Raw genomic sequence first — 12,621 nt, forward strand, 5'->3', positions numbered from 1 at the left:
ATGAGGATGTCTCTTTTTTGGCCTATTTTACGTCCTAGCAACTATACTAATCATGCCAATATAAAACGGATACCCCACAAGCAAGACCAATAAGATAAGACCTTGCACAGGTACCGGCATATCTCCCCTATGAGAAATAGGAAACAGATAGGCAAAAATCATTGTAAAAATCACAGTATACGGCAACCAAAGAATCGTTGTTACATATACAACGCGACGATGCCCAAGCCATGTAACAACGAGCTTATACATACACACTGTCGCTACAATAAGTCCCACTAATTGAACAATAAGCAAGAAAGTATCCAAGATGTCTCCTGCCCATCCTGTAAGTCTGAGTAGTCGATAATAATTGATTTGTAACTCCATGGATATAAAGAATAGCAAACCATACAGTACACTAACAATATTCAATTTTAGAAAATAGGACATTGGCATTGGATTTTTTCATCCTTTCAAAAGATGCTTAATTTGAAAAGTTATTGGATCATTTGGCTATGTTTTGGGTCACGTTCTATCTAAATGGGGAACTCTGTGCCGATGAACAGCTTGGTTTGATCGCTCGACACTGACTCTGTTGGAAATGCTAGATTGATTACATAACACTCACTTTTGAACAGATCTATCACAATGTTACCTCCACCTCGCAAATGAGCGAGGTCTTTTTTTAAAAAACAAACGAGGCCCCTTCTCTATAACTACGCATAAGAATGTAGGCCTGCAATGACTAAATTGACAAACACCTGATTGAACACGATGATACCGAATCCGATGATGGCCAACCAGGCCGTTTTCTCCCCTTCCCAACCTTTGGATAAACGGAAATGGAGAAATGCAGCATAGAATAAAAAGGTAATCAATGCCCATACTTCTTTAGGGTCCCAGCCCCAATAACGACTCCAGGCAATTTGTGCCCAAATCATAGCAAACAACAGTCCTCCTAATGCAAATAATGGGAAGCCGATAACGACTGCACGATAGGAAATTTCGTCCATTAATTGTGGTTGAACGCGACTTGTCCATGGTTTTAATAGAGCACTCACCGATTTTCTTGTGATGAGGCGAATGACAGCATACAAGACCGTACCGACCATAAATGCCCAGACAATCGAATTAGATTTTTTAGCATCTATTTTGTTTGTAATTTCTATTAAACCAACCGCATCACCATTCTCTATGACTGCCCCTTTATTGACAATCAGTGGCTTCATTGAGTAGACTGCTTTTTCTGGCTGTCCTTGAGCATTCTCAAATTGTACCTGTACCTCGTCGGTTGCTAGACTGAAAAAAGTCGATACGCCAATAAAACCAATTACTACAACCAAACAATACAACACGAATTCTAGTGCATATGTACTGATGGATTTCTTAGACACATCCAATGTTCTTAATAAGAAAATCAAACCAGTGGCAAAAGACACCGATAAAATCGCACTAGAAAAAGCAACGGTCATTACATGTATAGTTAACCAGTGGCTTTGTAAGGAAGGAACGAGCGGTGACACTTCCTTTGCGAAAACGCTTCCATAGCCGAGGATGATTAAGGACACAGGAATTGTAAATAAGCCAACCACGATTTGTTTGTATAAAAAATGGATGATTAGATAACTGCCAGTGAGCATAATGCCAAAAAATGTCATAAATTCATACATATTGCTGACGGGTGCATGATCTACAGCCATCCATCTCACAACAAAATAAACGAGTTGCAGGACAAAGGCTACATAAGTAAGAAGCAGTCCTAATTTGCCAAACATCTTCCCCTTTGATTTGACAGCAAGCCCTAATGGCACAATCGCAATCAGTAGTAAGATGAAGGCAACAAATAAGGCATTGCTACTAATGGATAATAAGGTTTCTTGATTCAACGGAATCCCTCCAATGTTTTTTTACGGAATATGCTTCCAACTAATAAGAACGACATGAATGACAAGAAGTGCCATATTTTCCTTTTGAATTTTTTATTTTTTAAGAATTGTTACATTTCTATGACAAAAAAGGAAAAAGAACACGATCAGCATCAGGCATTTAACAAGTTCTTGATTATCTGGAGAAATGGTCATGTCATGTCCATCACTTAAGTAAAAGACATTCATCATGCCATGGAAAATAGCAACAGGCACAATAGATTGACCACATTCTCGAATGATTGAAAGCATGAGGGATAAAACAAAAAGAAGCAACAAATAAGCAGGTATTCCCACTGTTGGCATAATATAAGACTTGTATAGCAGGGCAATAGGTAAATGCCAGAACGACCACAATATGCCGATTAGGAAAGCAGTCGACCAGAAGCTATAGTGTTGCCGTAAATAAACATGGAAATTGCCTCGCCAGACGATTTCTTCTAGCAGAGCGGAGCCTGTACTAATGGTAAGCCCAATTAGCAATAACATGATCAGTTGGGAAGGAGTCTTGATGAGAAAAGAATCATGGTGAGTAAAATAAAAATAACTATGTAATAAGAGGCCTAATGAAAAAGGTATGATTATGCTGGCTGGGAGCCATGGCCATGTAGGTTTAGTGAAAGAAAACGTTGATAGGACTGGGAGCCTAGCAAAAATCTTTTGTATGAGGATAACGGAAAGCAAAGGAATTACCATTGTAGTACCAAGAAATGCCCTCCCCTGCTCAAAGAAAGTAAGAAAATAATGCGTCAAAAATGTTAGGCAATATAAAAAAAACGTCGTCATGAATAGAACATTTTTTTTCATTAGTGTCCTCCTTAAAAAAACAAACCATCTATTTGTAAATAGATGGTAATTAATCATGATCAAGTTATGGCATGCCTCTATCTACATCTTACAAAAAATTGCAATAAAAGTCTATTTCTTTTTCCTCTAGCATGGGAAAATAAAAGTGCGCACAAATGACATAACGTTATGTTTCACAAACTGGAGGTTGAAATGAAACAAAATATTTATGACAATCCTGAATTCTTCCATCAATATAAGGCGTTACGCCAAAAAACATCTAACTATAATCGTCTCTTGGAGCAACCTACAATGAAGTCTTTACTGCCACCTTTATTGAATTTACAAATACTCGATATTGGCTGTGGTATGGGTGAATTCGCCAAATATTGTATCGATCATCATGCCAAGCATGTGACAGCATTGGATGTTTCGAGCAATATGTTGACCATCGCTCAATTAGAAAATGCCCATCCACAAATTGACTATCAGCTGCAAGCAATAGAGGATTATGAAGTAGCAGCGCATCGCTTTGATTGTATAACAAGTTCACTTTCGCTTCATTATGTCAAAGACTTCGAGGCGGTCATTGGACAAATAGCACGAATGCTAAGTCCAGACGGTGTTTTTATTTTCTCTGTGGAGCATCCGATTGCTACCTCTCGTAAAACAATGGAGGATAATTGGATCTATGATACACAAGGGTACCGACTTCATTATGCCATGGATCATTACCAGGAGGAAGGCTTGCGACAGCAAACTTGGTTGGTGGATGGGGTTGTCAAATATCACCGCACGATCGCTACTATGATTAATACATTAATTGACCATGGTTTATCGATAGATAAAATCGTAGAGCCCATCCCAAGCAAGGAAGCCATTCAACAGCTTCCATCTATTGAAAAGGAACTTCGCCGACCATCGTTTTTATTCATCAAAGCAAAAAAATAAACGAGAGCCTCACCCTACTATTGCGGTGAGGCTATTTTCACATAAATAATTTCTGGATCACCTTCATCCAGGTTATCAATAAAGCCGCTTTTGACAAACCCTACTGCTTGAAATACTTGCTGCATACTTGTATTGGATTGATTCGTAGAGGAAAAAACCTTCAATGTTTTGGCTATTTTCACATAAGCACTTAATAATGCAGAGGCTATGCCTTTTCTCCGCTCTGATGGCTTGACAATGACTAAGGAAATGAAGTCATAGCCAAAAAAGTCATGAGAAACGATCAAAAAACCCGCAATATCTTCGGTGGATTGGTAGAGCAGACAGCGTTTCTCCTCGATTGCTTGTTGAATTTCCCCGCTTCTGGATGTATCCCCAATCACTTCTTGATCGATTGCACATAATGCTTGGAAATGCTCCATTCCAGCCTCTTTTATATAACTCAATTTGCCACATCCTTCTTCATAAAATAATTCATCACTTTTAGCTCTTCGCCAAAGCCTATTACCTGTTTACCTTCATCTACAAATCCGCACTTTGCATAGAGTGCTTGCGCTGCTACATTTGGCATATTCACGCCCAGTACTAGCTCATTAATATGTGGAAAATGCTGACGAACGAAGTCCGGTAACAATTGGAGGGTTGTTTTAGCGTACCCTTTGCCCTGTTCATGGTAATCGGTAGAAAATGAGCGGATTAATAACGCTTGTTCATTAGAGGAGTATGGCTTTACCCCTTCTTTTTCATGTATTACAAAAAAGGTTACCAACTTGTCTCCATCTATGGCTAACACAGCATGTCTGCTGTCATCCTGCTTGGCAAGTTCAATACTATCTTTTGGAGACTTTGTATAGCGAAGCTGCTCTTCTGTAATTGTATATTGCGCTATTAATGATTGCGCCTTGTCCTCATAGAACATTAACTGCAGGGCCATCAGAACTCCTCCTCGTATAGAATTGTGAATTCATAATCCCCATCTACAAGCTGTTGTAAATATTCATCAAAGGAAGTGGCGATGACCTCAAAACCATCGGGATCATGGACATAACGGACCACTTGTCCTACCTGTCCACCTTCATTTGGCGAAAAATCAATATATAAACTTGATGTTCCGCCATTATTCATGCAATCTGCAAAGCATAATCGTTCATTTAAAGGTACATGCATATTTATCTTTTTATCTATGTCCACATACTCTAAAAAGTCCTGATAACGCTCAAAAATTGTTTCACGCTGATTTTGAACATCTGCTAGGATTTGCTCAACAGATTTTAAATAATAGGGATAATCCCCTAAATCAGAACCTAGTACAAGCACACTAATGGTTTCTTGCCCATGCTGACAATGGTAAGTGCCATTGACATCCTTTAGTAGTTCAATTAAGGATTGCGGACTATTTGGAAATATTTCTAGTAAGCTTTCAATTTGTGCGTCTGTAGCACCATGTGCTTTTTGTAATTGTTGTTGCTCCTCTTGCGGTAAATATTGCAGTAAATTCTTAAAATAGGCTGTATGCACGGCCATTCCTCCCTCTCTTAAAAAATATTCCCCGAAATTGGTAACCATGGTACAATTTAAGCATTCAAACTAAAGGAGTTGTGCCTATGGGTGCCAAAATTGTAGGAGACGTTAAAGTTTTGCTATTAATCTAGGGGTTGTAACGATACTTGCAGCCCTTATTAAAGGGAGAATCATACATGGATCATTATTTAAAAACATTTTTAACGGGTCAATCAATTACTTTACAGCAAATGGCCCCCGCTGACTTAGAATCATTTGTAGCCATTGAAAGTGAAACAAAAACTTTACTCCTAGCTAATGATGAAATTCCCTTCCCTCAAACGATGGAGGACCATTCCGCGTTCTTTCATTCTATTAGTGGAAAAAAAGATGAATTCTTCTTTGGTATTTATGAAAAAGCGACTCAGCAACTGATTGGTTCCTGTGGTGTTTTTGCCGTAAACTGGCAAAATAGCACTTGTTCTGTGGGCATTTCAATTGGACAGCAATGGCAAGGAAAGGGCTATGGCACGGATGCTATGAAAACACTTATTGAATTCATTTTCCAATACATGGCTATTCAAAAAATTAAACTGCAAGTATTCAGCTTTAATCCGGCAGCTATTCGCTCCTATGAAAAATGCGGCTTCACGAAGGAAGGCCATTTACGAAATGAAATATTCCGCTTCGGCACCTTCCATGACCTAATAGTATTTGGCTTATTACGTTCTGAATGGACTCAAATCAACTAGTGGATATTCCCCAAGGGAGATACATAAATCATGTCTTCTTTGGGATTTTTCCTTTACATCAACACAGACTGGATTTAACGAATCCATCCACTTTGTTCTATCCAACTGCCTCAATCATAGTCCTTTACATGGACCCTTCCATCAACCATCACTAGTAGTCTTGCCATACCCGTTCTACCTCTAATAAAGTCAGCTCATGGAAAGATAATCGGTAGACATCAGGCATAGTCAGCTTTTGCCAAAAAGCATAATCATACTGTGTATCAAAGGATTGCATCATCAGCACCATAATATTGCCATGTGTACCAATAACAATGTTGTCATGGGGGTGAGAAAGAATGATAGATTGTAAGCTCTGTACAGCCCGTGTCATTGCCTGCTGATTGGATTCCCCACCAGTCCACGCAAAACTCGGCTCTTGCCAAACTCGTTGTAGCGCTTCCCGAAAGTTTTCCATCGCTCCATTGGCAAGCTGCCGTTCTTTTAGTGCATCCACTGTTTGGATTGGTACATCATGATACTTAGCAATACCCTGTACTGTTTGAATGGCTCTTTTATAAGGACTCGAATATACTGCATCGATGCGTTGATCGTTGAATAAGGATGTCACTCTTTCTACACCCTTAATCCCTTTTAATGATAACGGACGACGAAATTCATCCTCGGAATAATCGGCATGTGCATGTCTCACAAAATATAATTCTGTCATTCTTGTCTCCTCTACCATCACTTGCTAAATCAGGATAAATGATATTGCCATGCAAAGATCCCCTACTATCCACAGAAATTTCCAAATAAACATGCATATCAGAAGTGCGCGTTTTATTAAAGCTATTCGTCATTACATCAAACAAACCAATTCACTTCAAGTTGTTGCTCAAACAATTCTTTTATTGCGTATTCGTGATTACTATATGTAATGGCCTATAATGCATCTAGCGAGACAGCATTTACTCAACTATTTTCAACGTAGTAATAATATCAATATAAGAAAAGTTGATACGTTTCATATTTTAGTAAAGGTATTCCAACGGATGGTTCCCATGTGAGAGCTCCTCCACTTCACATGCTGCTCGTTTATTTGGAAAAGTAGCGACAACAAAATTACTCTTTCATACCCCTTCTATTATTCCATTAATTTCAATAATTCTCAACATTTCACCATACACAATGAAATGTCCCCATTTCTAAACAACATCAAAGCTAATTTGATAAAATGTGACAAGATACGAATGACGCCGTAAATTGTCGGAAAATTCAATCTCAAACAACAACTTTTTTCATAGTATAAAAGGTTTAATCCCTTTCTCTTTTGCCCTTAATTTTTTCTAAATTTACACAAACAAACAACCCCATCATCTCAATGATTAGGGTTGTTTGTCATAATTTTTATTCAATAAAAGGATAATTTACCATATCTTTTTAACTAGTAAGGAGAAATCGTTTGTTTTCCACCTTACAGGATGAAGGTCCTTATCTGTGACTAAATTACGAATTTGACTTACGGTACACAATATGACATTTTTTTTAATATAAGTGATATACAATGAAAAAGTTGAATCGAGGTCATAAGAAATTCATTTCAAGAATAAGGATAAAAAATTAGGAGGAAAATATCTTGGTAAACTTATTGCTTAAACAATTCTTGAAGGCGGAAATTGAGATCAAACGTAGAATTATGTATAAAAAGGCAAAGGATCTTGGTTTCACCCACCCGGTTGTAGTAGATTACAGTCAAGAATTGGATGTCCTACTAAATAGATATTTAAAACAAGCACAAGCTTCCTAATCATAACGAGGCATATAATAGAAGAAAGTATAGATATGGGTAAAGCCAGACCTGATTTTTGGCTGGTTTTATCTTTGCATTCAGCTAGCCAAACCTCTACATGTATAGATCCAGAAAAACTAGGCGATGTTTTTGATAAGAAGACATTTGGAGGTTGAATGATGCATGTATTCATCTTAACTTTTATGGTTGTTTCCAAAATATTATTGCCACCCCAACATTCAGTAGACTATACAGCACCCACACTTTGCACACCAACTGAAATAAATACACTATATCAATATCCAAACAACCAATTTCAATCGTTTCGTGATGAGGACGAATTTTATCAGCAGCTTAATCGTACAATTTACGAGGAATATCGCAATGCTTCATGGAATATTCGGAAAAAAATGGCCTTTAGAAATATAGCAGAGGCAACTGCAAACTTTTATTTACAAACCAATAGTAAACAGGAAACAATCGACCTCTCTCAACATACTTTTATTCATCCCAATCGACAAGTTTATTTTTTAGCATCTTTTCAGCACAATACCAATGAAACCTATCGAAAATTTCTAGTCATTGACGCTGAAACACAAACAGTTATACTTGGTCAATCCCAATTCCAAGAGAGGAGCAAGGACCTTTAATTCATTGTATGCACATCACCTAGATTCTAGTAGTCATTTCAAAAAAATAGAAATTATTTTTTTAAAAGCTTGTCTTGAATAATAGGTATATTCAAGACAAGCTTTCTTTTATAAGCTCTTATGTTTGATGGCTACTGTTATTTCTTTTAGTAATTGTGGCAGCGAATATTCAAGCGAGGCTTGTTGCCCGTGTCTCCGGACAGACACATTTTTACTAGCAGCCTCCCGATCACCGATTACAATGATATACGGTATTTTATGCAATTGCGCCTCCCATATCTTTTTCCCAAGCTTTTCCTGTCGATCATCTATTTGCACTCGGATTTGTGCCTGTTGTAGGGCTCTAACAACTTCCTTGGCATAATCTTGATGGGCATCGGCTACAGCAATTACTTGCACTTGTTGCGGTGCAAGCCAAATTGGGAACGCGCCTCCAAAATGTTCAATGAGAATACCTAAAAAACGATCAATAGAGCCAAACACCGCTCGATGGATAACAACTGGTCTTACTTTTTCATTGTGTTCATTAATGTACGTTAAATCAAATTTCTCTGGTAGCTGGAAATCGAGCTGTACCGTTGCACACTGATGACTTCGTTGAATGGCATCTTTAATATGAATATCGATTTTCGGTCCGTAGAAAGCCCCGTCCCCTTCATTGATTGTGTAGGCGATACCTAAATTCTTCAGAACATTTTCAAGTGCCGCTTCGGCTTGATCCCATAATGACAGCTCTCCCATAAAGTCATCCGGTCGTGTAGATAATTCAATCGTATATTGGAAACCAAATACGTTGTAGACCTCATCGATAATTTTTAGAGCTAGCGCTATTTCATCCTCAATTTGCTGCGGTGTGGCAAAAATATGTGCATCATCCTGACAAAATGACCTGACACGTAACAATCCGTTCAGTGCACCACTAAATTCATGTCGATGCACTTGCCCAAATTCTGCCATGCGAATAGGTAAATCTCTGTAAGAATGAAGGTTATTTTTAAAGATTAGCATATGTCCAGGACAGTTCATTGGCTTTAAGGCAAAGCTTTGATCATCCACTTGCGTAAAATACATATTATCCTTATAGTGATCCCAATGACCTGATTGCTCCCATAATCGCTGATTCATCATCAGTGGTGTTCGTACTTCCCGATAGTCATATTTCGCTTGTAAATTTCTCAAGTAGGATTCTAGCTCATTGCGTAAAATTTGCCCGTTTGCTAAATAAAAGGGCATACCCGGCGCTTCCTCTGAAAACATAAATAATGACAGTTCTTTGCCCAATTTACGATGATTTCGTTTCTCAGCTTCCTCTAAAAACACAAAGTATTTTTGCAGTTCTTCTTTTGTAGCGAAGGCGACACCATAAATACGTTGAAGCATTTGATTGTTGCTATCGCCTCGCCAATAAGCACCCGACACATGCATTAATTGGAAGTGCTGTAACTTTCCTGTAGAAGGAACATGGGGTCCTCGACATAAATCATGGAACTCACCTTGCTCATAAATTGTTACGGATTCATCAGCGGGGATCGCCTCCAATAGTTCTAGCTTTAACGCATCATGTGCAAATAGTTGCTTGGCTTCATTGCGTGAAACTTCTCGTCGCTGTATCGGTACATTTTCCCGTACAATTTGTTTCATCGTTTTCTCAATCTGTTGCAAATCACTTGGTGTCAGTGTATCCGCAATCTCTATATCATAATAAAAGCCGTTTTCAATCACTGGCCCTACCCCAAATTGTGCATGTGGGTATATTCGTTTTACAGCCTGCGCCAATAAATGGGCCGTTGAATGGCGAATAACCTCTATCCCTTCCTTAGAGCTTGCATCGTACAATGTAATTTGAGCATCTTCCATAATCGGGCGCGTCAAATCAACGATGGTTCCATTGACACTCCCAGCCACTGCTTTTTTGCGAAGCTCAGGACGAATCGCTTGGGCAATATCGGTTAGTGTCACGCCTTTTGTAAATACTTGCTGTTGACCATCTGGAAATTGAATGTGAATAACTTGATTTGACATGTTCTCGACTCCTTTTATTTTTATCAATTTTGCCTTGGCGTCATAGAAGACTGATTGTGCGCGCACAAATGGAAAATCCATGAATCTGCCAAAGGCTTTATCCTCATTCAGCTTCAGAATGAGGATAAAAATAAAAAAACACATATCCGCCCCTACGAAGGGACGAGTATGTGTTCATTACCCGTGGTTCCACCCAAATTCCCACTAGTTAATGGACTAGTGGCTCATTGATTTTGCTGTAACGTTGCAAAAAACGGTGCAAGTTTCCAAGCACGGCTCCAAGGTAGTAAGATGGGATCACGACATTAGGAAGCTTGCAGCTAAGGCCTCCCTCTCTGAAAATGATTGATCGAATCTCTTGTCCTTTTCATTGCCCATTTCATCTTTGCATGAAATTGTTAATTACTATAACGAATACTGATTTTTTTGTCAAACATTGAAATATAAAAATTATCGTTTGATTGGCAATGGGCGTTCAGGTCGGTTTTTACAATATTTACAATTTTCATCATCACAAGTTTCCTCTTGCCACTTATTACAACTCGGACAAAAATAACTATCAAACGTCTTGTCACGCAGAAAAGAACTTTGACAGGTGCTGCAAATATTCTTTTTATCAATACGCATATTATTATTAACTCCTAATGATTTTTTATATCTAAAGTCTCGCTATCAGATTGCCATTCCATATGAATAATGGGTTTAGCATTACGTTTAAAAATTTTTTCACTTTCTTTTTTTGTAAAGGCGTAATATCCCTCTTTATTTAACTGAACATCTATGATACTTCTGGATTCTTTTTCCCCTTCAATGGTGATTTGTAAAGGCCCTACATCATATCCATCACCAAGATAATATAAGCGTAACCCTTGCTCAGCATTACTATGGTAGATCGCTTTCCAATGTTCACTTTTAGCAATATAATGTACTTCCTGATCAGGGCTCTGGCAAGCTGCTAACAGGAGTAGCAGGATCATTGGGACTATCCATTTTTTCATTTAGTATCCCCCTAACAATGCATGGTGACAGCAAACCCTGTAGGTTTTTCTTCAAAAACATCCTGATATTCTCTAAAGTTAAAACTGAGTCCTTGTATGTCATCAGGCAATGGTGGTGTCACCACAAATGTGTTACTTTCATGCCCATCTGAGCCTCTCGCACCAGTATTGCGACATTCGTAGTGCTTATCTATAAATAATCCTAGATGGTTGCGCTGCTTTATTCTTTGACGAATATTTTGGTGGGTGTCTTGCTGTGAATCCCAGTCCATTAATAACTGCACGACACTAGCATTTTCGTACTGGCGAATATAGGAAATTGTATAGATTCGATCGTCCACTTCCTGGGACTGCAAAACAGGAATATATTGACGAAAGCCAGCTGGTTCGATACGAGGTTGATAATATTTTTCTGATCTGATCATACTAAAAATCATAGCTAAATAAGTGTCATCGAAACCATATTTTTGTGCCCACTCCTTAATATTTTCATCTGTTGGGAAATCTTTCGTTTGGCTGGAGAGCTCTTTCCGCTGCAGTAAGAGTATGCATATTTGCTCATCTATTGCTAATCGTTTTTGGTGATTGGTTGGCATTTCGTGCATTTCCATTCTCCTCCATCCTACAAGTCCTTCTTCTTTCTATACGTTATTTCCACCATTTGGTTCCATAATCAACCTAATTTTACTTTTCAGATCCAATAAAAAAGCTACCCTATTCTTTGGGTAGCTAATTCTTCAAATTAATTGATGACAACATCATTGTGCCAGCTTGTCGAGTCGGATAATTGATATGTAACCATATTGGCTGTGACAGCGAGAATAACACCTGCTCTGGATGATCTATGGGAAATTTCTGGATTTTCCAATACTAGAACCGCATAGCCCTCCCCTCGCCCTTGATCATCTATTGCATTGGATGCATGAAATTCAAAGGTTGAATAAGACTGATTCTTTGTTACATAAAGTAGCCTTTCCTCACGATACACACCATTCTCTTTTAAATTATAGCTGACAGGCATCCACCCATCGGACCATTCTATACTTCCTATGATTTGACGTTTCCTTCTAGCAAGTTTGCCAATGGAATACGTAAAATATATTTTCATTATTGCTTGATCTAATTCATTTTTCCCCTCAGCGGTTGCTGTTACTTCAAGCATAATATCATTTTTCAAAAATTTCTTTATAAACACCAAAGCCACAGTGATAACACAGATAAATAGTACTATACCAATTATGATAAATGCCATTAGGTCCCTCCTAGTATCACGATTGCTGTTAC

The 12,621-nt window shown here is 38.3% G+C and carries 15 protein-coding genes; 4 read left to right on the top strand and 11 right to left on the bottom strand.

Annotated elements, in window-relative coordinates; translation table 11 throughout:
• Nucleotides 1–27: 27 nt before the first annotated feature.
• The 3 genes from AO843_RS16415 to AO843_RS16425 form a co-directional block, all read right to left on the bottom strand.
• A complete protein-coding gene (locus tag AO843_RS16415; RefSeq protein ID WP_231630180.1) occupies nt 28–438 on the bottom strand; it encodes a hypothetical protein in 411 nt (136 codons plus the stop codon).
• Nucleotides 439–698: 260 nt separating this feature from the next.
• Nucleotides 699–1,868, bottom strand: coding sequence for a c-type cytochrome biogenesis protein CcsB (ccsB, locus tag AO843_RS16420; protein ID WP_054612170.1), 1,170 nt, complete (start codon nt 1,866–1,868; stop codon nt 699–701).
• A 93-nt stretch (nt 1,869–1,961) separates the two neighbouring features.
• Nucleotides 1,962–2,714 (bottom strand): CPBP family intramembrane glutamic endopeptidase, encoded by a 753-nt coding sequence (locus AO843_RS16425; protein ID WP_054612171.1) that lies wholly within the window; start codon nt 2,712–2,714, stop codon nt 1,962–1,964.
• Between the two features lie 192 nt (nt 2,715–2,906).
• Between AO843_RS16425 and AO843_RS16430 the strand changes: the two genes are divergently transcribed.
• Nucleotides 2,907–3,644, top strand: a complete 738-nt coding sequence (locus tag AO843_RS16430; RefSeq protein ID WP_054612172.1) for a class I SAM-dependent methyltransferase — start codon at nt 2,907–2,909, stop codon at nt 3,642–3,644.
• A 17-nt stretch (nt 3,645–3,661) separates the two neighbouring features.
• Here the strand turns inward: AO843_RS16430 and AO843_RS16435 are convergent, their stop codons facing one another.
• From AO843_RS16435 to AO843_RS16445, 3 genes are read right to left on the bottom strand one after another with little or no spacing between them, the layout of a single operon-like run.
• Nucleotides 3,662–4,066: a GNAT family N-acetyltransferase gene (locus AO843_RS16435; RefSeq protein WP_369814432.1), complete on the bottom strand. Its 405-nt coding sequence runs from the start codon at nt 4,064–4,066 to the stop codon at nt 3,662–3,664.
• Between the two features lie 20 nt (nt 4,067–4,086).
• Nucleotides 4,087–4,578 (bottom strand): GNAT family N-acetyltransferase, encoded by a 492-nt coding sequence (locus AO843_RS16440; protein ID WP_054612174.1) that lies wholly within the window; start codon nt 4,576–4,578, stop codon nt 4,087–4,089.
• A complete protein-coding gene (locus AO843_RS16445; protein ID WP_231630181.1) occupies nt 4,578–5,168 on the bottom strand; it encodes an SMI1/KNR4 family protein in 591 nt (196 codons plus the stop codon). The genes AO843_RS16440 and AO843_RS16445 overlap by 1 nt, the downstream gene beginning before the upstream one ends.
• A 173-nt stretch (nt 5,169–5,341) precedes the next feature.
• Between AO843_RS16445 and AO843_RS16450 the strand changes: the two genes are divergently transcribed.
• Nucleotides 5,342–5,896, top strand: a complete 555-nt coding sequence (locus AO843_RS16450) for a GNAT family N-acetyltransferase (RefSeq protein WP_054612176.1) — start codon at nt 5,342–5,344, stop codon at nt 5,894–5,896.
• Nucleotides 5,897–6,047: 151 nt separating this feature from the next.
• Here the strand turns inward: AO843_RS16450 and AO843_RS16455 are convergent, their stop codons facing one another.
• Nucleotides 6,048–6,605 (bottom strand): histidine phosphatase family protein, encoded by a 558-nt coding sequence (locus AO843_RS16455; RefSeq protein ID WP_054612177.1) that lies wholly within the window; start codon nt 6,603–6,605, stop codon nt 6,048–6,050.
• 909 nt (nt 6,606–7,514) lie between these two features.
• Between AO843_RS16455 and AO843_RS16460 the strand changes: the two genes are divergently transcribed.
• Together AO843_RS16460 and AO843_RS16465 are read left to right on the top strand one after the other, a co-directional pair.
• On the top strand, nt 7,515–7,685 hold the full coding sequence (locus AO843_RS16460) for an aspartyl-phosphate phosphatase Spo0E family protein (RefSeq protein ID WP_054612178.1): 171 nt from the start codon (nt 7,515–7,517) through the stop codon (nt 7,683–7,685).
• A 161-nt stretch (nt 7,686–7,846) separates the two neighbouring features.
• Nucleotides 7,847–8,317, top strand: a complete 471-nt coding sequence (locus tag AO843_RS16465) for a hypothetical protein (RefSeq protein ID WP_054612179.1) — start codon at nt 7,847–7,849, stop codon at nt 8,315–8,317.
• 108 nt (nt 8,318–8,425) lie between these two features.
• On the opposite strand, the gene thrS is transcribed toward AO843_RS16465, so the two are convergent.
• The 4 genes from thrS to AO843_RS16485 all read right to left on the bottom strand — a co-directional run bounded on the left by thrS (nt 8,426) and on the right by AO843_RS16485 (nt 12,589).
• Nucleotides 8,426–10,339: a threonine--tRNA ligase gene (gene thrS / locus AO843_RS16470; RefSeq protein ID WP_054612227.1), complete on the bottom strand. Its 1,914-nt coding sequence runs from the start codon at nt 10,337–10,339 to the stop codon at nt 8,426–8,428.
• Nucleotides 10,340–10,980: 641 nt separating this feature from the next.
• Complete coding sequence (locus AO843_RS16475) at nt 10,981–11,337, bottom strand: hypothetical protein (RefSeq protein WP_054612180.1); 357 nt, start codon at nt 11,335–11,337, stop codon at nt 10,981–10,983.
• Between the two features lie 11 nt (nt 11,338–11,348).
• On the bottom strand, nt 11,349–11,942 hold the full coding sequence (locus tag AO843_RS16480) for a hypothetical protein (RefSeq protein WP_054612181.1): 594 nt from the start codon (nt 11,940–11,942) through the stop codon (nt 11,349–11,351).
• Nucleotides 11,943–12,079: 137 nt separating this feature from the next.
• On the bottom strand, nt 12,080–12,589 hold the full coding sequence (locus AO843_RS16485) for a hypothetical protein (RefSeq protein WP_054612182.1): 510 nt from the start codon (nt 12,587–12,589) through the stop codon (nt 12,080–12,082).
• Nucleotides 12,590–12,621: the final 32 nt, after the last annotated feature.

The sequence above is a fragment of the Lysinibacillus sp. ZYM-1 genome (assembly GCF_001308875.1).
Taxonomy (GTDB): Bacteria; Bacillota; Bacilli; order Bacillales_A; family Planococcaceae; genus Lysinibacillus.